Origin of the sequence: Variovorax sp. 22077, assembly GCF_052044195.1 — a bacterium.
Classification (GTDB): Bacteria; Pseudomonadota; Gammaproteobacteria; order Burkholderiales; family Burkholderiaceae_C; genus Variovorax; species Variovorax atrisoli.
This window is the reverse complement of the sequence record NZ_JBQEQC010000007.1, coordinates 237,313-261,657: the sequence shown is the minus strand read 5'-3', so window position 1 is coordinate 261,657 and position 24,345 is coordinate 237,313. Positions and strand designations below refer to the sequence as shown.

19 protein-coding genes are annotated in these 24,345 nt (G+C 68.9%); 10 read left to right on the top strand and 9 right to left on the bottom strand.

Annotated elements, in window-relative coordinates; translation table 11 throughout:
* Positions 1-3: 3 nt before the first annotated feature.
* Positions 4-1,257: an MFS transporter gene (locus ACTJLF_RS13015; RefSeq protein WP_440883221.1), complete on the top strand. Its 1,254-nt coding sequence runs from the start codon at positions 4-6 to the stop codon at positions 1,255-1,257.
* An 83-nt stretch (positions 1,258-1,340) separates the two neighbouring features.
* Positions 1,341-1,808 carry a winged helix-turn-helix transcriptional regulator gene (locus tag ACTJLF_RS13010; protein WP_019654147.1) on the top strand — a complete coding sequence of 156 codons (468 nt, stop codon included), beginning with the start codon at positions 1,341-1,343 and terminating at the stop codon, positions 1,806-1,808.
* Positions 1,809-1,827: 19 nt separating this feature from the next.
* Here the strand turns inward: ACTJLF_RS13010 and ACTJLF_RS13005 are convergent, their stop codons facing one another.
* The 6 genes from ACTJLF_RS13005 to ACTJLF_RS12980 form a co-directional block, all read right to left on the bottom strand.
* Complete coding sequence (locus ACTJLF_RS13005) at positions 1,828-3,234, bottom strand: OprD family outer membrane porin (protein ID WP_440883220.1); 1,407 nt, start codon at positions 3,232-3,234, stop codon at positions 1,828-1,830.
* 31 nt (positions 3,235-3,265) lie between these two features.
* On the bottom strand, positions 3,266-4,033 hold the full coding sequence (locus ACTJLF_RS13000; RefSeq protein ID WP_440883219.1) for a DUF4198 domain-containing protein: 768 nt from the start codon (positions 4,031-4,033) through the stop codon (positions 3,266-3,268).
* A gap of 5 nt (positions 4,034-4,038) precedes the next feature.
* Positions 4,039-5,220, bottom strand: coding sequence for a DUF1624 domain-containing protein (locus ACTJLF_RS12995; protein WP_440883218.1), 1,182 nt, complete (start codon positions 5,218-5,220; stop codon positions 4,039-4,041).
* A gap of 102 nt (positions 5,221-5,322) precedes the next feature.
* Positions 5,323-6,585 carry an AI-2E family transporter gene (locus ACTJLF_RS12990; protein WP_440883217.1) on the bottom strand — a complete coding sequence of 421 codons (1,263 nt, stop codon included), beginning with the start codon at positions 6,583-6,585 and terminating at the stop codon, positions 5,323-5,325.
* Positions 6,582-7,331 carry a LytR/AlgR family response regulator transcription factor gene (locus ACTJLF_RS12985; RefSeq protein WP_019654152.1) on the bottom strand — a complete coding sequence of 250 codons (750 nt, stop codon included), beginning with the start codon at positions 7,329-7,331 and terminating at the stop codon, positions 6,582-6,584. The genes ACTJLF_RS12990 and ACTJLF_RS12985 overlap by 4 nt, the downstream gene beginning before the upstream one ends.
* Positions 7,328-8,413 (bottom strand): sensor histidine kinase, encoded by a 1,086-nt coding sequence (locus ACTJLF_RS12980; protein WP_026346331.1) that lies wholly within the window; start codon positions 8,411-8,413, stop codon positions 7,328-7,330. The genes ACTJLF_RS12985 and ACTJLF_RS12980 overlap by 4 nt, the downstream gene beginning before the upstream one ends.
* A gap of 56 nt (positions 8,414-8,469) precedes the next feature.
* On the opposite strand from ACTJLF_RS12980, the gene argH reads away from it, so the two are divergent.
* Both argH and ACTJLF_RS12970 read left to right on the top strand, forming a co-directional pair.
* Positions 8,470-9,867: an argininosuccinate lyase gene (argH, locus tag ACTJLF_RS12975; RefSeq protein WP_132797118.1), complete on the top strand. Its 1,398-nt coding sequence runs from the start codon at positions 8,470-8,472 to the stop codon at positions 9,865-9,867.
* 116 nt (positions 9,868-9,983) lie between these two features.
* Positions 9,984-11,459, top strand: a complete 1,476-nt coding sequence (locus tag ACTJLF_RS12970; protein ID WP_132752485.1) for a rhomboid family intramembrane serine protease — start codon at positions 9,984-9,986, stop codon at positions 11,457-11,459.
* Positions 11,460-11,471: 12 nt separating this feature from the next.
* On the opposite strand, the gene ACTJLF_RS12965 is transcribed toward ACTJLF_RS12970, so the two are convergent.
* Together ACTJLF_RS12965 and ACTJLF_RS12960 are read right to left on the bottom strand one after the other, a co-directional pair.
* Complete coding sequence (locus ACTJLF_RS12965) at positions 11,472-12,794, bottom strand: hypothetical protein (protein ID WP_440883216.1); 1,323 nt, start codon at positions 12,792-12,794, stop codon at positions 11,472-11,474.
* A gap of 45 nt (positions 12,795-12,839) precedes the next feature.
* Complete coding sequence (locus ACTJLF_RS12960) at positions 12,840-13,379, bottom strand: hypothetical protein (protein ID WP_019654156.1); 540 nt, start codon at positions 13,377-13,379, stop codon at positions 12,840-12,842.
* Positions 13,380-13,533: 154 nt separating this feature from the next.
* On the opposite strand from ACTJLF_RS12960, the gene ACTJLF_RS12955 reads away from it, so the two are divergent.
* The 3 genes from ACTJLF_RS12955 (at position 13,534) to ACTJLF_RS12945 (ending at position 15,747) form a co-directional block, all read left to right on the top strand.
* The gene (locus ACTJLF_RS12955; RefSeq protein ID WP_405054279.1) at positions 13,534-14,109 is read left to right on the top strand and encodes an RNA polymerase sigma factor; all 576 of its coding nucleotides are present in this window, start codon (positions 13,534-13,536) and stop codon (positions 14,107-14,109) included.
* A gap of 46 nt (positions 14,110-14,155) precedes the next feature.
* Entirely contained in the window at positions 14,156-14,911 is a 756-nt protein-coding gene (locus ACTJLF_RS12950; RefSeq protein ID WP_019654158.1) for an anti-sigma factor, read from the top strand.
* Between the two features lie 101 nt (positions 14,912-15,012).
* On the top strand, positions 15,013-15,747 hold the full coding sequence (locus ACTJLF_RS12945; protein WP_020723044.1) for an SGNH/GDSL hydrolase family protein: 735 nt from the start codon (positions 15,013-15,015) through the stop codon (positions 15,745-15,747).
* A gap of 61 nt (positions 15,748-15,808) precedes the next feature.
* On the opposite strand, the gene opgC is transcribed toward ACTJLF_RS12945, so the two are convergent.
* Positions 15,809-16,951 (bottom strand): OpgC domain-containing protein, encoded by a 1,143-nt coding sequence (gene opgC, locus ACTJLF_RS12940; RefSeq protein ID WP_440883215.1) that lies wholly within the window; start codon positions 16,949-16,951, stop codon positions 15,809-15,811.
* A 186-nt stretch (positions 16,952-17,137) separates the two neighbouring features.
* Here opgC and ACTJLF_RS12935 point away from each other — a divergent pair, with 186 nt between their 5' ends.
* From ACTJLF_RS12935 to ACTJLF_RS12925, 3 genes are read left to right on the top strand one after another with little or no spacing between them, the layout of a single operon-like run.
* Positions 17,138-23,179: an alpha-2-macroglobulin family protein gene (locus ACTJLF_RS12935; RefSeq protein ID WP_440883214.1), complete on the top strand. Its 6,042-nt coding sequence runs from the start codon at positions 17,138-17,140 to the stop codon at positions 23,177-23,179.
* 50 nt (positions 23,180-23,229) lie between these two features.
* Complete coding sequence (locus tag ACTJLF_RS12930; RefSeq protein WP_440883213.1) at positions 23,230-23,871, top strand: hypothetical protein; 642 nt, start codon at positions 23,230-23,232, stop codon at positions 23,869-23,871.
* Positions 23,872-23,903: 32 nt separating this feature from the next.
* The gene (locus tag ACTJLF_RS12925; RefSeq protein WP_126182818.1) at positions 23,904-24,338 is read left to right on the top strand and encodes a hypothetical protein; all 435 of its coding nucleotides are present in this window, start codon (positions 23,904-23,906) and stop codon (positions 24,336-24,338) included.
* The last annotated feature ends 7 nt before the right edge of the window (positions 24,339-24,345 follow it).

Below are 24,345 nucleotides of genomic sequence, written 5' to 3'. Positions count from 1 at the left end.
ATCATGTCGGGCGACACCGCCGGCCCAGCGTGCGGCTGGCTGGCAATGCTGTGCGCGAGCCGGCTGCTGCAGTCGATGATCGTCACCGCCTACTCGGGCGTGCTGACGTTCGCGATGGCCGACTGGCACATGACGGCCGCCCAGGCCGGCTCGATCCAGAGCGCCTGGCACGTGGGCTACATGAGCTCGCTGTTCGCGGTGGGCCTGCTGGCCGATCGCTACGGGCCGCAGCGCATCTTCCTCGCGGGCAGCGCAGTGAGTGCGGGGGCTGCGCTCGCCTTCGCACTCTTCGCACGCGACCATCTCTCGGCGATGCTGCTCTACGGCCTGGCCGGGCTGTGCGCGGGCGCCTCGTACACGCCAGGGCTGCAGCTGCTGGCGCACAACACCGAGCCCGCCGTGCGTGGACGCGCGATGGGGCTCTTCATCGGATCGTCGTCGATGGGCTATGCGCTGTCGCTCGCGGTGGTGGCGACGTTCAGCCATCTGCAGCACTGGCGGCTGGGGCTGCTGGCGGCGGCGGCCTGCACCGTGGCGGGCGCGCTGCTCACGGCGCAGGCACTGCGCCGCATGCGGCCGCCATCGCCGCAAGCGCCTGGTGCGGTCCGCGAAAGCACCCTGCACGCCCTGGCTGCCACGGTGCGCGACAAGCCAGCGATGGCCGGCAACTGGGCCTACGCCTTCCATTGCTGGGAGCTCATGGCGCTCTGGGCATGGCTGCCGGCGTACCTGGTCGCTTCTTCGGGCACGGCATCGTCGTGGCAGGGTGCCGGCATCGCGCTGGCGGCACTGGCGCACCTGGTGAGCGTGTTCGGCAGCATCGCGGGCGGTGCCGCTTCCGACAGGCTGGGCCGCGCGCGGGTGATGATGATCGCCACCCTCGCAAGCCTGTGCATGTCCTTCGCCTTCGGCTGGATGTGGAGCTGGCCGCTGTGGCTGCTGGCGGCGGCTGCCGCGGTCTACAACCTGCTGGCCATTGCCGACTCGTCTGTCTACTCGACTGCGCTGGCCGACGTGGTGGCGCCGCACCGGCTGGGCGTGGCGTTCTCGGTGCGCTCTGTGATGGGCTTCGGCGCCGGTGCGATCAGCCCGTGGGTGTTCGGACTCGCGCTCGATTGGGGGCAGGCCAGCTTCGGCACCGGCAGCACGCACGCCTGGGTCGCCGCATGGAGTTCGGCCGGTCTGGGCGCGCTGCTGGGCCCGCTGATGATCGCTCGCTTCGCCCGGCTGCATCGCGCGCACGTCGCTGTCCGATAAGGCAAGGGCCTTTTCCTCTGGGTTCTAAAATAAAACCGAACGGCGGTGCTGCCCGAGTCCGCCCTCGTTTCGGGAAGAAACCCATGGCTCAACGAAAAAGCCTCAAGGCCGACGCGTGCCCGATGGCACGCGCGCTCGACATCGTGGGCGACCAGTGGTCGCTGCTCGTGATCCGCGACGCCTTCGACGGCATGAAGCGCTTCGGCGAATTCCAGCAGAGCCTGGGCGTCGCCAAGAACATCCTGTCGGACCGGCTGAAGAACCTGGTGCAGGAAGGCGTGCTCGAACTCGTGCCCGCCTCCGACGGATCGGCCTACCAGGAATACGTGCTCACCGCCAAGGGCAAGGGCCTCTTCCCCGTGGTGGTCGGCCTGCGGCACTGGGGCGAGGCGCACCTTTACGCCAAGGGCGAGCCGCATTCGGTGCTGGTCGAGCGCGACAGCGGCAAGCCGGTGCCGAAGATCGAGCTGCGTGCGCGCGACGGCAAGCCGCTCGATCCGGACGCGACCTTCGTGAAGAAACTTCCCGCCACCGCCAGGGTGGCGCGCTGACCGGCAGCTTCCTTCCCGGTCAACCGCCTATCGGGTACTCCACCGCCACGCGGATCTGGCGCGTGGGAAGTTCGGCCTGCGCCTTGTTGTTGCGGTGCTCGCCATAGCGCAGCAGCAGGGCCAGCCCCTTGGCCCGGCCCTCGCGGACCGTGTAGCGCAGCCAGAGGTCACGCTCCCAGTGCTCGCCGCCGCGGCCATAGCCCAGCCATGCATAGCCTCCGCGTGCGGGCACGCGGCTGCCGTCGATGCCGCTGCCGCGGATGTAGGCCGCGCCCAGGCTCAGGCCCGGCGCGCCCCATTGCGCGGCGTCGACCTCGTAGCGCAGTTGCCATGACTGCTCGTGCGGCGCGTTGAAGTCCGAAAGCTGTGCCGCGTTGCCGAGCCAGATGGCGCCGCGCGTCACGTAGTCGAACGGCGTGTCGCCGGCCACCTTCTGCCAGCCCAGGCCGATGCGATGAGGCCCGTGCGCGTAGGTGGTCATCAGGCTCGAAGTCGTGTTGTCGACCCGACCCGCCAGTGCACGGCCCGTGTCCTTGCTGCGATAGACCTGCAGGTCGAAGGACAGCGTGCTCGCGCTGCCGCCGTCCTGCAACGGCACCGTGTAGAAAGCCCCGAGGTAGCTCGTGCGCCAGGTGTCCTTCAGCCGCCCCACATAGCCGCTGATCGCGAGGGAGGGAATGCCTTTCCAGGTGGCGCCGGCAAAGTCGAAGGCGTCGCCGCGCGGTGATTTCGGATCGAGGTAGTTCACGATCAGCGGGTTGCCGGTACTCCGCGCACTCCGGTCGGTCGAGCCGGTGAACCGGCCGGCCTGCAGCGTGAGCTTGTCGAACTCGTTGCTGGTGACGAGCCAGCCGCGCATGGTCTCGGGCAGCAGGCGCGTGTCGGACGAACTGAAGATCGGCGTCTTCACCCGCTGCTCGCCCACTTTCAGCACCGTGGAAGAAACGCGCGCCTTCAGCGCGATGCCGCCGCGCGCGATGCCGTCCTGCGCGTAGCCGGCACTGTCCACCGGCAGCATGCGGATCTTGCCGACGCGGTAGTCGTCGCCGGAGAGATTGCGTGCGAGCGAGACATGCGCGTCGGCGCCGAAACCTATCCAGCCGGGCGTGAAACCGGATTCGACGGTGCCGATGAGCCCGTAGCCCCATTCCTGCGCGTAGTCGCTGCGCCGGGTTTTCGGCAACGCGGCATTGCGGCCGCCGTTGCTCGTCGCGCCGTCCAGATAATTGCGGCGCTCGTAGACGGTGCGGTTCAGCAGGCTCCAGCGAGTGTCCTCGACGAAGCCACCGGCGGCTTCGCGGGGCGTGCCTTCCGCTCCGGAGGCGGTACCGGCCAGTGCGATCAGCACGGCACCGCAGCATTTGCCGACCTGCGGGAGGCGCCTTCGACCGCCCTGGCCCGGCATCGACGGGACTGCAGGTTGCATCGGATGCATTCGGATCATGCCTGCCCCCTCTTCATTCGGGCGCATGCGCGAGCCGGAAGGACAGCGTGGCCAGGTGCTCCACCTTGTCGGTGGCGACCTGGTCCTCCGCGGGCGCATCGAGCTTCGCGGCGATCACGTTGAGCCCCTGGTTGCGCACCGGGACCGTCACGGTGCCATCTGCCGCCGTAAGCAGCGCCTTGCCGTCCGGATCGTTGACGAAGTCGGCCAGTACCGGCACGTTCGCGACCGGCTTGCCGCGATGGAGCACACGCACTCGAAGCGGCTGGCCCAGCGACGAGGGCAGCGCGGCGTCGACGGGCACGATCTGCAGCGTATGCCCAGGCAGGGCCGCGAGCGGCCGGTCCAGCGGCGTGCGCCTGAGATGCACCGCGTACTTGAAGTTGTGGCCGCTGACCACGGCGCCCGGCACTTCGTTCTTGGGCTTCTTCAACCACTGGCCTTCGGCCGACCTGGTCCAGATGCCGTTGTCCAGCACGGCTGCGACGACGGCCGGCTGCTCGCGCAGGTCGACCAGCGCAAGCTTGCCGACCGGCTCGAGCGCAGTGGGCACCGCGCGGCCCGCCACGTCGTAGCCCGCCATCGACGTGATCAGCGGCAGGCGCCTGGCGGCATCGAGGTCGTCGCCGCCCTCGCCGTAGATCAGCGCCAGATCGCCCGAGCGCTGGGCGAACCAGATGCCGTGGGCATGTGCCGCGGCCGAAACGCCCCACAGCAGGGAGGCGACCGCCACGCAGCGCAGTGAAAGCATCGACAGGGAGTTGCAGGAAAGCATCGCCATGGCCCTCACAGGTACTTGAGCCAGACGATGTCTCGGCGCCGCGCCTTCAGGGCCGCGAATGCACGCACCGCCGGATACAGCGCGAAGGCGAGCACGACCGAGGCCAGCCACACCATCCACATCGCGCTGAAGCCGAAGAACTTGCCCTGGTTGAGCCCCCAGACTGCCTCGCCGCCGAGGTAGAGGAACTTGAGCACGTACAGGTGCAGCACGTAGAAGAACATCGGCGCCGCGCCATACACCGCCAGCGGTACGAGCCATGCCGCGCCCTGCCTGCGCTCGAAGGCACGCAGCAGCAGCAGGCCCACGCCCATGGTCAGCGCGATGAACAGCAGCGACGGCGGGTACTTCGTGATGTTCAGGAAGGCCATCAGCGTGGTGACGGCGCTGCCGCCGGCCGCCCAGGGCTTGTCTCCGTAGACGTCGAGCGCACGCAGCAGCACGAAACCGGCCAGCAGCCCCAGGCCCCACACCAACAGCAGACGCTGCCGCCGCACCGCATCGGCACCGGCCATGAACCATGGCCCGGCCGCGTAGCCCATCGCAATGAGGCCGATCCAGGGCAGCAGCGGGTATGAAGTGCGCAGCTTCAGCGCGTCGGACACCTCGATCCAGCCCCGGTCATGCAGCACGGCCCATGGCACGTGCAGCACGTGTCCCACCGGAAAGTGCACGCCATCGAGCAGGTTGTGACCCGCCACCAGCACCACACCCAGCATCACGAGCACCTTGCGGGGCAGCCAGACCAGAGCGGCGAGCGAGAGCATCGAGAGTCCGATCACCCAGATCACCTGCAGGAACACCTTGGCGGGCGGGAACTGGAAGGTCCAGGCGAAGTTGATGAGCGTGACTTCGAGCACGACGAGGAAAAGGCCGCGCTTCCAGAGAAAGGAGGACGTGGCCGCACGGCCGTCCGCATGCTTCGCACCGTAGAGGAAAGCCGAGAGGCCCGTGAGGAAGACGAAGACCGGCGCGCAGAGATGGGCCAGCAGGCGGCTGAAGAAAAGCTCCGGCGGCGTCTGGTCCACCAACATCGGGTCGGGTACCTGGTGATGCAGGTAGAAGGTCTCGCGCACGTGGTCCAGCAGCATGAACAGGATCACGAGGCCGCGAAGCGCGTCGATGGAAAGCAGCCTGCCGCGTGCGTCGGCATGCGGCGGCAAAGGAATGCTCAGAGGTTCGGACATACGGTTATTGGGAATCGAATCCCAATATCGTATCGACCGAAAAGACACCCTTTGTTAATGTCCTTGCCGACCGAAGCCCATGTCCGGAACCGGCCGCGAGGGCTACTCGCCCAGCAGCTCCCCGATGGGCTGCAGGTCTTCCACGCGGTCGCAGATCGACTTGATCACCATCGTGATCGGAATGCCCAGCAGCAGGCCCCAGATGCCCCAGAGCCAGCCCCAGAAGATCACGCCCACGAACACCGCCACCGGGTTCATGCGACTGGTACGGCTGGTGAGCCAGGGCATCAGCAGGTTGCCCACGATGGTGTGGATGCCCAGCGACATGCCGGCCACCACCACGCCCATCTGCAGGCTGTTGAACTGCAGGAAGGCCACCAGCCCCGCGGCGGCGAGCACGATCACCGAGCCGATGTAGGGAATGAGGTTGGTGACGGCCGCGATGATCCCCCACACGGCCGCGTTCTCCATGCCGATGGCCCAGAAGCCCAGGCCCGTGGCCACGCCGACGATCGCGCTCACCAGGATCTGCACCAGCAGGTAGCGCTCGATGTTGCGCGTGATGTCGTCCAGCACGTGCACCGTGACCTTCTTCTTCTGCAGGCTCGAGCCGGTGATCTTGATGAGCTTTCGCCTGAAGGTGTCGCCCGAGCACAGTGCGAAGTAGGTGAGGAAGGCCACCAGCGTGAGCTGCCCCATCGCGCTGAGCAGCCCGACGGTGCCGCTGACCAGGTAGTCGCGCACATTGAAGCCCGGCCGCTCGATGATGACGCGCGCCACGCCCTTGCGTGACGCGACGCGGGCGGAGTTCTCCTCGGCCGCCTTCTCGAGCTGCGCCGCCGCCTGCTGCACGTTGTCCAGCGGCGTGGCGCTGGCGCCCCGGTCGCGGCGCATGGCCTGGCCCAGCTTCTGCGCGGCCACCGGCAGCGAGTCGAGCAGCTGCGTGGCGCTGCCCGAGAGCGAATAGCCGGTCCAGCCCAGTCCGCCGAAGAGGCCCATGAGGATCAGCCCCGCGCCGATCCAGCGCGGCAGCTTCCAGCGGTGCAGCAGCTCGACCAGCGGCGACAGCGCATAGGTCAGCAGCAGGCTCAGCATCAGCGGGATGAAGACGGCCTGCCCCCACTGCAGCGCGAACACGCTGGCCAGCACCGCGAGCACCACCAGCGAGGCGCTGCGCACGTCGACGGGCATGTGCAGCAGCAGGCGCTCGCGCTGCGGGGCGGGCGGCGGCGGTTCCGGCCTGGATTCCGGTTCCGGCTCAGGGGGGAGCGGCGCGACGGCCGCCGGCTGCGGCGGCTCGCCGGCCGGCTCGGTCGCCGGCTGCTGCGCCTGCGCGGGGGCTGGCACGGGCTCGCCGGTGCTCATCGCGTTTCCTTCAGCACTTCGCGCACGGCCGCGAGCTGCCGGCGCGACACGGCCACGGGCTCGGGAACCGAGTCCAGCCGCAGGGCCCAGCCCTCGGCATCCTCGCCGTCGTCGTACTTCTCGAGCGCGCGGATGGCCGAGCGCGCCACCAGCGCGTTGCGGTGCACGCGCAGGAAGCGGTGCGGATAGCGCTCCTCGAACTCGTTGAGCGAGCCGTCGAGGATGTGGCTGCGCGTGGCGGTGCGCACCGTGAGGTACTTGTATTCGGACTTGAGGTAGAGCACCTCCGACAGCGGCACCCGCTCGGCGCGGCCCCGGTCCTGGATCAGCACCGTCTCCGGCGCGGCCTGGGCCTGCAGCGCGCGGCGCTCCTTCAGGAAGCGCTCGGCCTTCTGCAGCGCCTGCTGCAGCCTCTCGGCGCGCACGGGCTTGGTGAGGTAGTCGACGGCATCCAGGTCGAAGGCGGTCACCGCATGCGATGCGTGCGCCGTCACGAACACCACGGCCGGCGCGTCGGCGCGGCTGCGCAGCGTACGCGCCACCTCGATGCCGTCGACGCCGGGCATGTGCACGTCGAGCAGCACCAGGTCGAGCGCCAGCGTGCCGAGCTGCTGCAGCGCCTCGGCGCCCTGCGAGGCTTCGGCCACCACTTCGGCGGCGGGAGATGTGCAGTCGCGCAGCAGGGTGCGCATGCGCGAGCGCGCCAGGGCTTCGTCGTCGACGATGAGTGTCTTGAGAGTCGTCATGATGATTCGGCGGGTATGGCGATGCGCACCCGGTAGCTTTTCTGGTCCATGCCGGCGCTGAACTGCATCTGCATGTCGTGCAGCAGCCGCAGACGGTCGCGCACGTTGGCCAGCGCGATGCCGTGGCCGCGCGGCAGCGGCTCGTCGGCCCAGCGCAGCGGCGGAAGGCTGTTGACCACCTCGATCACCACCATGTTGCCGCGCCGCTCGGTGCGGATGCGCAGCTTGGCGCCTTCGGGGCTGGGCTCCACGCCGTGCTTGATGGCGTTCTCCACCAGCGGCTGCAGCAGCAGCGGCGGCAGGCGCGCGTTGCTGGCGGCGGCGTCCAGGTCCCAGCGGATGCGCAGGCGGTCGCCGAAGCGCACCTGCTCGATGGCCAGGTAGCGCTCGGCCAGCGCGATCTCGTCGGCCAGCGTGCCCGACTCGCCCGGGTCGGCCAGCGCCTGGCGGAACAGTTCGGCCAGGTCTTCGAGCATGGTCTCGGCCTTGGCCGGCTCCTCGCGCACCAGCGCGATGGCGCTGTTGAGGGTGTTGAAGAGAAAGTGCGGGCGGATGCGCGACTGCAGCTCCTCCAGCCGCGCCGTGGTGGCCGCCGGCGTCTGGCCCCGGGCGCGCAGCACCATCGCCGCCATCACGAGCCCCGCGAACAGGGCGCCAGTGAGCGCGCTGGCCAGCCATGGCGCATTCGAAAGCGCTCCCGTCAGGCGCAGCAGGCCGCAGCCGTAGAGCGCCGAAAGCGCCCCGAGCAGCGCGCCGGCCGTGTACTGCCAGTGCTTCGGCAGCCGCCGCAGCGGCTTCTTGAGGCCGCAGGCGCTCACCAGCCACAGCAGCGTGGCGGGCAGCGCCCCGCCGGTGATGGTGGCGGTCTGCACCAGCCATTCGCCGGGCGTGGACACCACGAACAGCGCGGCGATGGCCACCACTGCCTCGACGAACACCACCGTGCGCAGCACCACCCCGATCTGGCAGGCGTCGAAGATCGACGGCCCGCCGCGCGCGGGGGACGCGGCCGCGCGCGCCCGGTCCGACGACGGCGGGGGCGTGGGTGAGGTGCTGGCCGATAAAATCGCCGGGTTGCGCATCGCAGACATCAGATCCATCGGGTAACCAACCCATTATTGCCTCCAGGACGGCTCCCATGACCCAAAACCAACTCGACAAGAAATCCGAAGCCTGGTCGGCCCTTTTCTCCGAACCGATGAGCGACCTCGTGAAGCGCTACACCTCCAGCGTCTTCTTCGACAAGCGCCTGTGGCAGGCCGACATCCAGGGCTCGCTGGCACATGCCGGCATGCTGGCAGCTCAGGGCATCATCGGCGTGCAGGACCACGCCGCCATCGAACGCGGGATGGCGCAGATCCGTTCCGAGATCGAATCCGGCGCCTTCGAGTGGAAGCTCGACCTGGAAGACGTGCACCTGAACATCGAGGCCCGCCTGACCCAGCTGGTCGGCGACGCCGGCAAGCGCCTGCACACCGGCCGCAGCCGCAACGACCAGGTCGCCACCGACGTGCGCCTGTGGCTGCGCGGCGAGATCGACCTGATCGGCGACCTGCTGGTCGAGCTGCAGAAGGCGCTGGTGGACATCGCCGAGAAGAACGTCGACGTGATCCTGCCGGGCTTCACCCACCTGCAGGTGGCGCAGCCGGTGAGCTTCGGCCATCACATGCTGGCCTACGTCGAGATGTTCAGCCGCGACGCGGAGCGCATGAGCGAGGTCCGCAAGCGCGTCAACCGCCTGCCCCTGGGCGCCGCCGCGCTGGCCGGCACCAGCTACCCGCTCGACCGCGAACTGGTCGCCAAGACCCTGGGCATGGACGGCGTCTGCCAGAACAGCCTGGACGCGGTGAGCGACCGCGACTTCGCCATCGAGTTCACCTCCGCCGCCAGCCTGTGCATGGTGCACGTGAGCCGCATGAGCGAGGAACTCATCCTGTGGATGAGCCAGAACTTCGGCTTCATCAGGATCGCCGACCGCTTCACCACCGGCTCGTCGATCATGCCGCAGAAGAAGAACCCCGACGTGCCCGAGCTGGCCCGCGGCAAGACGGGCCGCGTGGTCGGCCACCTGATGGCGCTCATCACGCTCATGAAGGGCCAGCCGCTGGCCTACAACAAGGACAACCAGGAAGACAAGGAGCCGCTGTTCGACACGGTCGACACGCTCAAGGACACCCTGCGCATCTTCGCCGAGATGATCGGCGGCATCACCGTGAAGCCCGAGGCCATGGAAGCCGCCACGCTGCGCGGCTACGCCACCGCCACCGACCTGGCCGACTACCTCGTGAAGAAGGGCCTGCCCTTCCGCGACGCGCACGAGACCGTGGCCCACGCCGTGAAGGCCGCCACCTCGCACCAGGTCGACCTGGCCGAGCTGCCGCTGGCCGTGCTGCAGCAGTTCAACCCGAGCATCGAGAAGGACGTGTACGACGTGCTGAGCCTGCGCGGCTCGCTGAACGCGCGCAACATCCTGGGCGGCACCGCTCCGGCGCAGGTGAAGGCGCAGGTCGCCCGCCACCGCGCCCGCCTCGGCTAGAAATGTCGGCCCTCCGGCCTTTCACTCCGCCTTCCACGGGGGAGGCGCGGCCCGCCTCGGTGCGGCCCGGCGGCGGCCGCCCGTAAGCGGCCGATCCGAAAGCCGGAAAGCGCCCCGTGTTCTACGCCATCCCGCTCGAGAACAAGCCGAGCTGGCGCAATCCGCCGTGGATGACGCTGCTGCTGATCCTCGTGAACATGATCGTGTTCTGGGGACCGCAGCGCAGCGAGGAGAAGGGGCAGGAGCGCGCCGCAGCCTACTACGTGAAGAGCGCGCTGCCCCAGCTGGAGCTGCCGGCCTTCGTCGAATGGCTCGAGAAGACCGACCCCAAGCGCGGCAAGGTCGCGCGCCGCATGCTGCGGCACGAGGAGGCCTATCCGCAGCTTCTCGAAGGCCTGCAGAACGACCGCAAGTTCCTGCAGAAGCTTCGCGCCGACGAGGTCATCAAGCCCGACAACCCGCAGTACGGCGAGTGGAAGCGCGCCCGCCAGCAGTACGAGTCGATGCTGCCCGCGCCCTTCACCGAACGCTGGGCGCAGAGCTACGCGACGGATGCCGAATTCAGGCCCTGGACCTGGATCACCAACGCCTTCCTGCACGCCAGCACCGGCCACCTGCTGGGCAACATGCTGTTCCTGTTCCTCTTCGGCTTCTCGGTGGAGCTGGCGCTGGGGCGCGGCACCTACCTGGCGTTCTACCTGCTGGGCGCGGTCGGCGCGTCGGTGCTGGCCGGCTGGGCCTACGCGGGCGGCACCTACGGGCTGGGCGCCTCGGGCGCGGTCTCGGCGCTGATGGGCATGTACGCGGTGATGTACCGCCTGCGGCGCATCCGCTTCTTCTACCAGCTGTTCTTCTATTTCAACTACGTCACCGCGCCGGCCCTGCTGCTGCTGCCGGCCTGGATCGCCAACGAGCTGATGCAGCACTGGCTGGGCGGCCAGGGCATCGCCTACATGGCCCACCTCGGCGGCCTGCTGACGGGTGCTGCGCTGATGTGCGGCGCCATGCTGCTGGGCCGGGTGAAGACGCCGGAGACTGTCAAGTCGGAGATGGTGCGCGACGACGACCGCTTCGACGAGCACGTGGCCGCGGCCCGCAGGTTCGGCTCGGCGATGAAGTTCGACCGCGCCTGCGCCGAATGGCGCGCCGCCGCCGCGCTGCGCCCCAACGACGCCGAAACGCTGCGCGCCTGGTTCAACACCGCGCGCCTGCAGCCGGCGAGCGACGACTTCCACCACGCCGCGCGCCGCATCTTCCGCCTGCCCGCCACCGACGACCACACCCTGTCGCTGCAGCACGCGAGCTTCCAGGCCTACCTCGACCAGGCCCGCCCCGGCGTGCGGCTCAAGCCCGAGGACATGGCCCGCCTCGCCCGGCGCTTCTCCCGCATCCGCCAGTTCGAGGACGCCGACCGCCTCTGCCGCATCCTGCTGAAGACGGCGCCCGACCACCCCGAACTGGCCGATACGCTCTCGACCTGCGCCAACGGCCTGCTGCACGCCGGCCTGCGCGACAAGGCGATGGGCCTGCTGCCGCATCTGCTGCGGCTCGCGCCCAACGACATGGTGACGCGGGCGCTGCAGAACGCCTGAGGGCGCCTGCCGCTATGCCGTCTGCGCCGGCGGCGCCGCCGGCCGCAGCAGCCAGCGCACTTCCTGCGTCTGCTCGCTGTCGGGGTAGCGCGCTTCCATCGTCGTCAGGATGGGCTGCGCCATGTCGGAACGGCCCAGCCCCTGCACCAGCGCGCGTGCCGCGAGTTCGTAGGCCTGCGGAATGGCCTCGTTGCCGCGGAAGCGCTTGTCGAAGCCCGACAGCAGCGCCAGCGTGGCGTGGGCGTCGCCGTTGCGCCATTCGGCGCGGGCCATGGCGATGACCATGGCCGGGTCGTCGAGCGCGAAGGCCTTGTCGCGCTCGTTGCATGCCTTGAAGACCTTCAGCGCCTCCGAGGCCAGGTCGCGCCGCATCAGCAGCGGGATGAAGCGCCGCGCGTGGTCGAGCATGGTGTCCTTCTTCTCGGGCATCAGCGCCAGCACGCGGTGGTAGCGGCGCTGCGCCGCGAGGTCGTTGGAGTCGGCGGTGCGCTGTGCCTCGTAGGCCGTGCCCAGCGCGGCCGCGAGGTCGCCGTCGGTGATGAGCTGCGCCACTTCCGCGTCGGTGCGCTGCGCGGCGATCTGCGCGGGCGTGCGGCGGTCGACGGGCGCGCCGTCGGGCAGCTCGCTGCCCGGCACCGCGTCGAAGCCGAAGGCGTCGTGGTGCTGGAACATCACGTAGCCCAGCAGGCTCGCCATGACCCAGCCGAAGTAGATGAAGGCGAAATTGACGATCGGCAGCACGATGCGCCCGTCGAACATCGGCAGCACCATCGCCAGCGCCACCTGCGCGCCGGTGCTCAGCAGAAACAGGAAGAAGCACAGCAGCGCGTAGGGCCAGCCGATGATGCGCATCGCATCCATCACGTTGGCGGGGTTCATCGCCTGGAAGAAGCTGCCCGACTGCACCAGCACGATCACCGCCGCCGGGAAGGTGAAGGACATCACGAACAGCCCCACCGTGCCCAGGATGGGCGCATACCAGGCGAGCCAGCCGATCAGGAATGCCTGCACCAGCGAGATGGCGAAGAGCTTCCAGGGCAGGTAGGTCCATTCGTCGCTCGACTCGCGGCCGAAGTCGGCGGAGTCGCGGATGCCGCGCGCGCCCAGCGCGATGATCTTGAAGCCGTAGCGGCTGGCGGCCAGCATGATGCCGACCTCGATCACGAAGAGGGCGAGCGCCTGCGGCAGGAAGAAGACGGCGTCGAACAGCAGGCTGCAGAACGACAGCAGCAGGCCGTAGGCCAGCGGCCGCATCTGGAACGGAAAGGCGAAGAAGCTGTTGAGCCGGTGCCAGAACGGCGGTGGCGGCGGCAGCGCATCCTTGACGACGATCATGGCGACCTCCCTTTTCTTCCTTTTGCTGTCTGTCCTGTCTTCTTCCTACTTGCGGAAGAAGTCGCTCTGGCTCATGGCGCCGGCGCCGCCCAGGCGCATCACCGTGACCTCGTCCGCGTGCACGAGGCGCATCTGGCCGAGCTCGCGCTCCAGGCGCTGGGTGAAGCTGGTCTTGTATTGCAGCAGCGACTCGCCCATCTTCAGCACGCTGGTGCCCTTGACGACGGCGCTCTTGCGGCCGGGGGCGACCTCGATGTCGTCGATGTGGTACTCGTATTCGATGGTGAGGATGCCGCCCATGCGTTCGCCGACCTTGCTGAAGGTCTGGAAGGTATCGCGGGTCGCCTGGCAGGCCTCGTCGCGGTTGTGGGAGCTTTCGAGCGTCTTCCCCATCATCGTGGTCCTGCTCTCGATGCGGGCATTGCGGCTGAGCTGCTTGCACAGCGCCTCGGGGTCGCGCGAGTAGATGGCGTGGGCTTCCTTCTGGTAGTAGTCGCGCACCATCGGCTCGTCGAGCTTGCGCCCGCCGATAAAGAAGTACCACGCGCCCACGCAGAGCGCGATCACGATCGCAATTTGCTTCATCTTCTCCGTCCGCGCACCCGCGGTCCCTCGGTTTTTGCGGCGCAGTATACGTTCACAAATGTTTCCAAAAGACTTCATTTGGCCGGCGCGCTGAATCCGTCCACGGGATTGCCCCGTACATCGGGCATGCGCACCGATGCCCCACAATCAGTGGATGCCTGCACCCAGCCCCGACGCCGAACTGATGGCGCTGATCGACCGGATCGGCCATCGCGACGAAGCCGCACTGCGGCAGCTCTACGACCGAACCTCTCCCCGGCTGATGGGCCTGGCGATGCGTGTGGTGCGCCAGCGCGAATGGGCGGAAGACGTGCTCCAGGAGAGCTTCCTGACCGTCTGGCGCGTAGCGGGCGACTACCGCGCCTCGCTGAGCCCGCCGCTGGCCTGGCTCGGGCTCATCGTGCGCAGCCGGGCACTCGACCTGCTGCGACGCCGCGCCGCCGACCGCGCCCAGCTCACGCAGGAATTCGACGAGCAGATGGCCGACCAGCTCGAGTCAGACGCCCCCGGCCCGGCCGAGAACGCCGATGCGAGCGAGCAGGCCTGGGCCCTGCACCAGTGCCTGAGCCAGCTGGAAGGCCGCCAGCGGGAAGTGGTGAGCCTGGCCTACCTGCGCGACATGAGCCACGGCGAACTCGCCGAGCAGCTGAAGCTGCCCCTGGGCACGGTCAAGACCTGGATACGGCGCGGCCTCGAGAAGCTGCGCGTGTGCATGGGACGCTTCGCGTGAGCGCGGTGACGACGAAGAAGGCGTTTCAAAAGGCGTTTGTCCCATCATGAACCTCATCGCACACCCCGAATTGCTCGAGCTGCTGGCCGCGAGCCATGCGCTGGGCACCCTGCGCGGCGGCGCCCGCCGCCGTTTCGAGACCCTGGCCCGCGAGCAGGCGCCCGTGCGCGCCGCCGCGCTGGTCTGGCAGGGCCGGCTGGCGAGCATGACGGAGCTGCAGTCGCCCGTCGTGCCCGACCCGGCGGTCTGGACGCGCATCCGCAACATCATCGACGCCGAACAGTCGGCGCTCGCGCTGGAGCGCCAGCGCGATGCGGCCAGGGCCGCCGGCGAGGCCCGCCAGGGCGGCTGGCTGCGCAGCCTCGCGCTGTGGCGCGGTGCAGCCGCGGCCGGCGCGCTGGCCACGGTGGTGGCTGTGACGGTCGGCCTGAACCTGCGCGACCAGCTGCAGAACGCACCCGCGGTGCAGTACGTGGCCGTGCTCAACGACGACAAGGCCGCCGCCTCGATGCTCGTGACCTTCGATCCGAAGAAGAAGCAGCTGGTGCTCCAGCGCGTCGGCGGCTACCAGGAAGGCGCGGACAAGTCGCTGCAGCTCTGGGCCCTGCCCCCGGGCGGCGCGCCGCGTTCGCTGGGCGTGCTCGGCAACGCGCCGGCCCTGCGCCTGACGGCTTCGGAATCCGACGTGCAGGCCGTGCCCGCGCTGGCCATCTCGCTCGAGGCCAAGGGCGGCGTGCCGCCGGGCAGCGGGCCGAAGGGGCCGATCCTGTTCAAGGGCGCGCTCATCGAGAAAACCCTCTAGCCGGGGCCTGACTGTCAACGAGCGCGGCTGCTGGGGCGTCGTAAGGGAAAATCGCCCATTCGCCGCCTTCCGCATTCTTTTCCGTCCTTCCGATGCATCCGATGAAAACCGCGCTCGCCGCGGTCGCTCTGCTGGCCGCCGCGCTGTCCGCCAGCGCCCAGTCCAGCTTCTTTCCCCAGGAATCAGAGACGGCCGCCGCCGAGGCTGCCGCCGCCCGCGACTACCTGGCCGCCAAGAGCCGCTGGCACAACGAGCTCGCCGCCTTCGCGCGCGCCGACCAGGAGCGCTTTCCGGCGCCGGGCGGCGTGGTGTTCGTCGGCAGTTCCACGGTGCGGATGTGGACCCGCCTGTCGCAGGACTTCGCCCAGCAGGTGCCCGGCGGCGTCGTCAACCGCGGCTTCGGGGGCTCCACCCTGGCCGACTGCGCCCTCTTCGCGCGCGACCTGGTGGTGCGCTACAAGCCGCGCCACGTGATGGTGTATGCGGGCGACAACGACCTGGCCGAGGGCCGCACGCCGCTGCAGGTGCTCGACAGCTTCGCGCGCTTCGCGAACGCGGTGCGCGCCGAGCTGCCCGAGGCGCGCATCAGCTTCATCTCGGTCAAGCCCAGCCCCTCGCGCGAACAGCTGCTGCCGCAGATCCGCGAGACCAACCATGTGATCTCGGCCTACCTGAACCTGCTGCCCAACAGCGAATTCATCGACATCTACACGCCGATGCTGGGCGCCGACGGCCGCCCGCGCCCCGAGCTCTTCCGCAGCGACAAGCTGCACATGACGGACGAGGGCTACCGCCTCTGGCACTCGGTGATCGCGCCGCACCTGCAGAACCCCTGAGCCGGCCCGAAGCCCGGCGCGCTTCGTCGCCCCTGCCGGGTGCGACGCCCGAGGACCGAAATCAGGCCCGAACGGGCTCCGGCGGCACGTCGTCGGCCGGCGGCGGAACGTCGGCGCCGCGCGTGAAGCGCGCGACGAAATACATCCCCGAGAACACCGCCGCCAGCAGCAGGCCGTCGCCCCACCAGGGCCGCGCCGTCTGGCTGTCGCCGTAGAAGGCCAGCACCAGCAGCACCGCCACGAGGTGAGCGCAGAACACCGGCAGCGAGGCCGAGCCCATTGCCTCCAGCCAGCGCAGCCGCGGGATGCGGTGCATCAGCCAGGGCCCGAAGCGCACCGCCAGGATGCCCAGCGCCACCAGGTTCACCAGCCGCAGCGGGCCAAGCTGCCACTTGTCGAACAACAGGTTCAGCTCCACGTCGCCGCCGAACGGCGCCTGCCCATTGATGCCGGTGTGGCGCCAGTAGAGGCCGTAGAGCGCGATGCCCGCCGCCAGCGCCAGCAGCCAGCCCGGAAAGTGCAGAGGACGCGCGCCCGGATCGTTGCGTGTCGCGCCGATGCACAGCCCCGCGAACCACAGGAACTGCCACGCATAGGTGTTGAATGCGCCCATCTCGTGGAAGGGCACCGGCACGCCGAAGTAGTGCACCGCCAGCCCGTAGACCCATTCGCTGATGCCGAACTGAGCGGCCGCCCACACGGTGGCGCTCACCACCATCACCCAGGTCCAGCCGTGGCGCATGGCGAAGGCCAGCACCCAGGGGCTCATGAGCATGAAAAAGATGTACATCGGCAGGATGTCGAGCAGCGCCGGCTCGTAGATGAGCAGCAGCCCGTAGATGAAGCCCTCGCGCGGCTCGGCCAGGTAGTAGGACACCAGGTTCTTCACCGCCGGCTGGTCGATGTGCAGCCCCACGGCCGTGATCACCGTGAACAGGAACAGCAGGGTCGCGGCCTGGGCCAGGTAGACCTTGAGCACGCGCCGCCAGAAGGCCTGGCGCATCGAGTCGACGCCGCGGACGTGGCCGATGCGGCTGTACACCAGGCCGGCGACGAAGGCGGAAAGCAAAACGAAACCTTCCGCGGCCGAAACGAAGCCGAATGGCTGGCCCAGCGGGTCGGTCAGCCGGGTGGGCAGGTGGGTGACGGTCATCAGCACGAGCATCAGCCCGCGCAAGGCGTCTATTTCCCAGTAGCGTTTCATCGGTCGGCGGCGAGATCTTGGTGGCGGTCCGCGCGGCGCACGCACGACGGCCCCGATTGTAAGAAGAGCTGTGTAAAGCCGGCCGCGCCGGAAGGCCGGGCCGACGGCCTATGACTGTTGGCACTCCCGAACCGTCGTGCAAATCGGCTACCCTGCGCGCTGCCTCTCAGGTGGAGATATAAAAAAGTGAACCGTTTCCTTCCAACATTGCTCCTGGCCGGCGGCGCTCTTGCGGCCGGCCCGGGCCATGCCCTCCAGATCGTCAGCCTCTCGCCGCAGGGCGAAGTGGCGCGGGTTCGGCAGGTGGTCGCCAAGTTCGACCAGCCCGCCGTCAACTTCGGCGACCCCAAGGCCCCCGCCCCGCTCGCCGTCAGCTGCAACGACGCCCAGGCTGCCAAGGGCACCGGCCGCTGGACCGACGCCAAGGCCTGGGTCTACGACTTCGAGAACGACCTGCCGCCCGGCGTGCGCTGCACGGTCACCCGCATTCCCACCTTCAAGCCCGCCTCGGGCGAGCTCACCGGCCCCGAGCGCTACCAGTTCAACACCGGCGGGCCCTTCGTGCGCAACTACATGCCGGGCAGCTACAGCCGTATCGACGAGCAGCAGATGTTCATGCTGGAGCTCAACGGCGCGGCCACGCTGGAGAGTGTGCGCCAGAACGTCTGGTGCACGGCCGACGGCGTGGGCGAGCGCATCCCGGTCAAGCTGCTCGACGGCGAGCAGCGCGCCGGCCTGCTCAAGGCCTTCGGCCGCGAGAAGTCGGCCGAGAAAGACCCGCTGCGCTTCGTCACGATGCAGTGCAACCGCACGCTGACGCCCGGCGCCAAGGTGCAGGTCGTCTACGGCAAGGGCGTCGCCACGCCCTCGGGTGTGGCCAACAACGTGGAGCGCCGCCTGGAGTTCCAGGTGCGCGAGCCTTTCGCCGCGTCCTTCACCTGCGAGCGCGAGAACGCGCAGGCCGCCTGCCTGCCGCTGCGCCCGATGCAGCTGACGTTCAACGCGCCGGTCACGCGCAAGCTGGCAGCGCAGATCGAACTCAAGGGCAACGGGCAAACCGTCAAGGCCCAGATCGAAGGCGGCGCGCAGAGCGACGACGACGTGGTCAACGGCGTGTACTTCGGCCCGCCGCTGGCCGAGAGTGCGCAGTACAGCATCGAGCTGCCCTCGAAGTTCGAGGACGCCTCGGGCCGCCCGCTGGCCACGCCCGGCAACTTCCCGATGAAGGTGGCCACCGGCGCGATGCCGCCGCTGGCCAAGTTCGCCGCCTCGCCCTTCGGCGTGGTCGAGCGCCTGGCCGAACCGGACACGCCGGCCATGATGCCGGTCACCGTGCGCCGCGTGGAGCCGAAGCTGATGGTGAACGCGCTCACGCCCGGCAAGGTGAGCGACATGAACCCGAAGACCGACGCGGAGATCATCACGTGGTTCCGCAAGGTGCGCCGCTACGACAACTTCACCGTCTCGCGCGAACAGGCGCGCAGGGACGTGAAGGGCCCGCTGCCCCCGGTCATCGACAAGGACGACCGCACCACGCTGCAGACCCGCATGCTGTCGCTGCTGGCCGGCCAGCCCGGTGTGAAGGCGCTCGACATGCCCAAGGCCGACAGCGGCGATCCGCGCCCCTTCGAGGTCATCGGCATCCCGCTGACGCCGGGCTTCCACGTGCTCGAGATCGCCTCGCAGAAGCTGGGCGAGGCGCTGCTCGACGAGCGCTACAACGCCGGGCGCACGATGTACGTGCGCACCACCGCGCTGGCCACCAACCTGGCGGTGCACTTCAAGCTGGGCCGCGAGAACTCGATGGCCTGGGTCACCACGCTGGACAAGGGCAAGGTCGTGGCTGGCGCCGAGGTGCGCGTGTCCAGCTGCGACGGCAAGGCCGTGGCCACCGGTACCACCGACGCCAACGGCGTGGTCATGCTCAGCGGCATCTCGCCGCAGGCGCCCTCGTGCAACGGACCGAACGAATACGACAGCGGCGCCTGGTTCGTCAGCGCCCGCGCCAAGGACGAGAAGGGCGTGGAAGACCTCGCCTTCACCTGGAGCGATTGGCAGCGCGGCATCGAGCCCTGGCGCTTCAACGTGCCCACCAGCCTGCAGCCCGAGGCCGACCGCGTCGCCCACACCATCTTCGACCGCACGCTGCTGCGCGCCGGCGAGACGGTGTCGATGAAGAGCCTGATCCGCACGCAGACCAGCAAGGGGTTCGGCCTGCCCGAGAACCGCCCCGACACGCTGGTCATCACCCACGTGGGCAGCGGCCAGCGCTTCACGCAGCCGCTGAACTGGCGCAAGACCGCCACCGGCGGCCTGAGCGCCGAGAACAGCTTCGCCATTCCGCCGGCCGCCAAGCTCGGCGTGTACGAGGTGATGCTGCGCACCGGCGGCAAGGACGCCAACGGCGACAGCAACAGCGAGGGTGAAGGCGATGGCGACGAAGGCTACGGCCGCAGCTTCTCCACCGGCAGCTTCCGCGTCGAGGAATTCCGCCTGCCCGTGCTCGAGGGCCGCATCACGCCGGCCGACAAGAAGCCGCTGGTGGCGGCCACCAGCGTGCCCACCGACGTGCAGATCAACTACGTTTCCGGCGGCGGCGCGGCCAACCTGCCGGTGCGCGTGTCGGCCATGGTGCGCGGCAAGAGCCTGAGCTTCTCCGACTACGACGCCTTCAGCTTCAGCCCGCCGCGCGCCTCGCAGGGCGACGGCAGCGAGGCGGCCACGGCCGTCACCGCAGCGGCCGAGGCCGGCTCGGGCGAGGAAGACCTCAACAGCGTGAACGACACCCGCGTGATCGCCGACAAGCTGCCGCTCACGCTCAACAAGGACGGCGCCGGCAAGGTCACCATCGACAAGGTGCCGAAGGTCAAGGCCGCGCGCGAGCTGCTGCTCGAGGCCACCTACGCCGACCCGAACGGCGAGGTGCAGACCATCCGCAGCACGCAGACGCTGTGGCCGGCATCCGTCATCGCCGGCATCAAGACCGAGGGCTGGGTCTCCACCGCCCAGAAGCTGAAGTTCCAGGCGCTCGCGCTCGACCTCTCGGGCAAGCCCCAGGCCAACGTGACGCTCAACGTGCGCGCCGTGGCGCGCATCACCACCACCAGCCGCAAGCGCATGGTGGGCGGCTTCTACACCTACGACAACAAGACCGAGACCAAGGACATCGGCACTGTCTGCAGCGGCAAGAGCGACGCGCGCGGCCTGCTGCTGTGCGAATCGGAGCTGAAGGAAGCCGGCGAGGTCGAACTCATCGCCAGCGCCACCGACAGCGAAGGCCGCGACGCCAGGGCGGTGAGCTCGGTCTACGTGACCAAGCAGGGCGAACTGTGGTTCGGCGGCGAGGACAACGACCGCATCGACGTTCTGCCCGAGAAGAAGAGCTACCAGCCCGGCGAGATCGCCAAGTTCCAGGTGCGCAGCCCCTTCCGCTTCGCGACCGCGCTGGTCGCGGTGGAACGCGAGGGCATCATCGAGACGCACGTGGTCAAGCTCGACGGCAAGGACCCGACCGTCACCCTCGAGGTGAAGCCCGAGTGGGGACCGAACGCCTACGTGAGCGTGCTCGCGCTGCGCGGCCGCCTTCGCGAGGTGCCCTGGTACAGCTTCTTCACCTGGGGCTTCAGGTCGCCGCGCGAGTGGTGGACGGCCTTCTGGTACGAGGGCAAGGAATACGTGGCGCCGACCGCCATGGTCGACCTGAGCAAGCCCGCCTACCGCCTCGGCATGGCCGAGATCCGCGTCGGCACGCGCGCCCACCAGATCGACGTGACCGTCACCAGCGACAAGCCCAGCTACCCGATCCGCAGCAAGGCGCAGGTCACCATCAGCGCCAAGCTGCCCGACGGCAAGCCCGCGGCCGGCGCCGAAGTGGCGCTCGCGGCGGTCGACCAGGCCCTGCTGGAGCTGATGCCCAACGACAGCTGGAACCTGCTCAACGCGATGCTGCAGCGCCGCAGCTGGGGCGTGAGCACCTCCACCGCGCAGATGGAAATCGTCGGCCGGCGCCACTACGGCCGCAAGGCCGTGCCCGCGGGCGGCGGCGGCGGCAAGGGGCAGACGCGCGAACTGCTCGACACCCTGCTCGTGTGGAACCCGAAGGTGGTGCTCGACGCCAACGGCCAGGCCGTGGTGACGGTGCCGCTGAACGACGCGCTCACCACCTTCAAGATCGTGGCGGTGGCCGATTCGGGCGCCAACCTGTTCGGCACCGGACAGGCCAGCATCCAGGCCACGCAGGACTTGCAGATCATCAGCGGCCTGCCGCCGCTGGTGCGCGAGGACGACCAGTTCCGCGCCCAGATCACCCTGCGCAACACCACGCAGAAGCCGATGAAGGTCGAGGCCACGCCGCGCGCCACCCTGCTCACGCTGGAGCCGCAGACGGTCGACATCCCGGCCGGCGAGGCACGCGAGGTGGCATGGACCGTGACCGCGCCCGCGCAGCTCGGGCAGACACGCGCCGAAGCCATCCTGTGGGAGATCGAGGCCAAGGACATCAGCGGCGGCGCCCAAGGTGCGAGAGACGCACTGAAGGTGCGCCAGCGCATCGTGCCCTCGGTGCCGCTCACGGTGCAGCAAGGCACGCTGGTGCAGGTCGACGGTCCGTTCACGCTCGACGTGGCGCCGCCCGCCGACGCCCTGCCCGGCCGCGGCGGCCTGAAGCTCTCGCTGCAGCCCAAGCTGGCCGAGGGCCTGCCGGGCGTGCGCGACTGGTTCGCCAACTACCCCTTCATCTGCCTCGAGCAGAAGACCAGCAAGTCGGTCGGCCTGCGCGACGCGAAGATGTGGCAGGGCGTGCTGGCCCAGCTGCCGACCTACCTGGACAGCGACGGCCTGGCCAACTACTTCCCGCCGCGCGACGGCGAGGCCAACCGCGGCAGCGACATCCTCACCTCGTACCTGCTCGCGGCCACGAACGAAGCGGCCCAGCTCAACCCCGCCTTCGCGCTCGCCGACGACGTGCGCGCGCCGATGGAGTCGGGCCTGATCGCCTTCGTCGAAGGCCGCATCACCCGCGAGTTCTGGAGCCCGCGCAAGGACCTCGACGTGCGCAAGCTGGCCGCGCTCGAAGCGCTCTCGCGCTACGGCAAGGCCAAGGGCAGCATGGTCGGCAGCATCACCATCGCGCCGAACCAGTGGCCCACCAGCGCGGTGATCGACTGGCTCAACATCCTCAAGCGCGTGAACGACGTGCCGCAGCGCCAGCAGCGCCTGGACGAGGCCAACAACGTGCTGAAGGCGCGCCTGTCGTACCAGGGCACCAAGCTGATCTTCAGCACCGAGCAGGACGACTACTGGTGGTGGCTGATGACCAACGGCGACGTCAACACCGCCCGCCTGCTGCTCAGCGTGATGGACGACCCGGCCTGGAAGGACGACATCGGCAAGCTCGCCAACGGCTTCATCGGCCGCCAGCAGAACGGCGCCTGGCACACCACCACCGCCAACCTGTGGGGCGGACTGGCGCTGGAGAAATTCAGCAAGGTGTTCGAGAGCACGCCGGTGGCCGGCGTCACCGCCGCCACGCTCGGCGCCGTGAAGGCGCAGGTCGACTGGAGCAAGGTCGAGCGCGTGAAGACCAGCGACGCGGCCGGCGCGCCCAACCAGAGCACCTTCTTCGGCGCACCCGCCTCGCCGGGCAACCTGAAGAACAACACGATGTTCCTGCCGTGGGCATCGTCGCCGTCCGGTGCTCCGGTGCGCGACACGCTGCTGGTGACGCAGCAGGGCACCGGCAAGCCGTGGCTCACGCTGCAGTCGATCGCCGCCGTGCAGCTGAAGGCGCCGTTCGCGGCCGGCTACGCCATCAAGAAGACCATCACCCCGGTCGAGCAGGCCACCGCCGGCAAGTACACGCGCGGCGACGTGCTGCGCGTGACGCTGGAGGTGAACGCCAGCGCCGACATGACCTGGGTGGTCATCAGCGACCCGATCCCTGGCGGCGCCACCATCCTCGGCGGCGGCCTGGGCCGCGACTCGCAGATCGCCACGCAGGGCGAGAAGAAGTCGGGCGCGGGCTGGCCGGCCTTCGAGGAGCGCAGCTTCGAGGCCTTCCGCAGCTACTACGAGTACCTGCCCAAGGGCGTGGTGAAGATGGAATACACCGTGCGCCTGAACAACGTCGGCGACTTCGCGCTGCCGCCGAGCCGCGTGGAGGCCATGTACGCGCCCGAGATGTTCGGCGAGGCGCCGAATGCGCGGGTGAAGGTGGAGGCGGCGAAGTAGCCATTTCGCATTTCGCATTTGCCGATTCGAAAGCAAACAGGGAGAACACAATGGGCCTGGCCATCAGCATCGGCGTGCTCGTCGATCTGCTCGAACACGATCCCGAAGGAGCCGAATGGCTCCAGGAAGATCTGGCGGTGGTGAACGAGGTGCTGTCGGCGGCGGGCCTTCCGCCGCACGCAGAGCCGCGTGAGCTGCCGCCGCTGCGCTCGCGTGCGGCGATCGGCAGCTTCCCGTACTCGTTCATCCACTACCTGCGCCGGGCCTATGCGTACCGCGCGAATTCGCCCGACTGGATGGCTACTCCGGTGGAAGACGGTGTGGACCCCTCGGAGGATCCGGCGGTCGACGACGCGCTGAGCGACACGCAGAGCCACCTGATCTGCCACTCCGATGCGGAAGGGCTCTACGTGCCCGTCGATTTCGACGAAGTGCTGTACGCCGAGCCCGACCAGAAACTGCCCGGCGGCATCCTCGGCTCGTCCTACCGCCTGCTCGACGAACTGGTGCTGGTGGCCCCCGCACTGGGCATCGAACTCGCCGACGGCGAGCTGTCTGACCAGGAAGCCGAACGGATCGGCAGGCTCATCGACGCCGACCAGGGCCTCCATCGGGAGTACGTTTCGTGGCTGCGGCTCTACGAATCGGCCCGGCTGAGCATTGCGCACAAGACGGCGATCGTTTTCAACTGAGCAGTTCAGTTCACCGGCTTCGGCTGCCTGCCATGAACCACACCCGCCTTGCGCTCGCAGCACTCCTGCTGCCCTTGTCGGCACTGGCCGCATCGGGCGATGCGCCGGTCTCGGTCGACTACCGCTGCCTGACCGAATCCTCCGCGCAATCGATCCGCCTGGAATGGCGCGTGTTTTCCGACCCGAACAGCAACTGGTCAGGCGGATACGTCAGGTACAAGGGGGCGTCGCGCGTGATCACCATCGTGCCGGTGAAGACCGAAGTCGGTGACAAGCCCGAGGGCCGTCCGTGGGAATACACCACCACCTGGGCCGAGATCGTCGACGGCCGCATCGCGGGCCAGTACGTCGTGACGACCCAGGGCGCGAACATCTACGGCTTCGACTACAAGAACCTGCGCAACGGCAAGCAGTATTCGTTCTCGCAGGACATCGCCTCCGACGACGGCAAGAAGTGCAGCTGGTAACGGTAAC

Bases quoted from the DNA above. Each gene is read 5' to 3' on its own strand.
- ACTJLF_RS13015 (WP_440883221.1), top strand. From the start codon at position 4: ATGTCGGGCGACACCGCCGGCCCAGCGTGCGGCTGGCTGGCAATGCTG.
- ACTJLF_RS13010 (WP_019654147.1), top strand. From the start codon at position 1,341: ATGGCTCAACGAAAAAGCCTCAAGGCCGACGCGTGCCCGATGGCACGC.
- ACTJLF_RS13005 (WP_440883220.1), bottom strand. From the start codon at position 3,234: ATGCAACCTGCAGTCCCGTCGATGCCGGGCCAGGGCGGTCGAAGGCGC.
- ACTJLF_RS13000 (WP_440883219.1), bottom strand. From the start codon at position 4,033: ATGGCGATGCTTTCCTGCAACTCCCTGTCGATGCTTTCACTGCGCTGC.
- ACTJLF_RS12995 (WP_440883218.1), bottom strand. From the start codon at position 5,220: ATGTCCGAACCTCTGAGCATTCCTTTGCCGCCGCATGCCGACGCACGC.
- ACTJLF_RS12990 (WP_440883217.1), bottom strand. From the start codon at position 6,585: ATGAGCACCGGCGAGCCCGTGCCAGCCCCCGCGCAGGCGCAGCAGCCG.
- ACTJLF_RS12985 (WP_019654152.1), bottom strand. From the start codon at position 7,331: ATGACGACTCTCAAGACACTCATCGTCGACGACGAAGCCCTGGCGCGC.
- ACTJLF_RS12980 (WP_026346331.1), bottom strand. From the start codon at position 8,413: ATGCGCAACCCGGCGATTTTATCGGCCAGCACCTCACCCACGCCCCCG.
- argH (WP_132797118.1), top strand. From the start codon at position 8,470: ATGACCCAAAACCAACTCGACAAGAAATCCGAAGCCTGGTCGGCCCTT.
- ACTJLF_RS12965 (WP_440883216.1), bottom strand. From the start codon at position 12,794: ATGATCGTCGTCAAGGATGCGCTGCCGCCGCCACCGCCGTTCTGGCAC.
- ACTJLF_RS12960 (WP_019654156.1), bottom strand. From the start codon at position 13,379: ATGAAGCAAATTGCGATCGTGATCGCGCTCTGCGTGGGCGCGTGGTAC.
- ACTJLF_RS12955 (WP_405054279.1), top strand. From the start codon at position 13,534: ATGCCTGCACCCAGCCCCGACGCCGAACTGATGGCGCTGATCGACCGG.
- ACTJLF_RS12950 (WP_019654158.1), top strand. From the start codon at position 14,156: ATGAACCTCATCGCACACCCCGAATTGCTCGAGCTGCTGGCCGCGAGC.
- ACTJLF_RS12945 (WP_020723044.1), top strand. From the start codon at position 15,013: ATGAAAACCGCGCTCGCCGCGGTCGCTCTGCTGGCCGCCGCGCTGTCC.
- opgC (WP_440883215.1), bottom strand. From the start codon at position 16,951: ATGAAACGCTACTGGGAAATAGACGCCTTGCGCGGGCTGATGCTCGTG.
- ACTJLF_RS12930 (WP_440883213.1), top strand. From the start codon at position 23,230: ATGGGCCTGGCCATCAGCATCGGCGTGCTCGTCGATCTGCTCGAACAC.
- ACTJLF_RS12925 (WP_126182818.1), top strand. From the start codon at position 23,904: ATGAACCACACCCGCCTTGCGCTCGCAGCACTCCTGCTGCCCTTGTCG.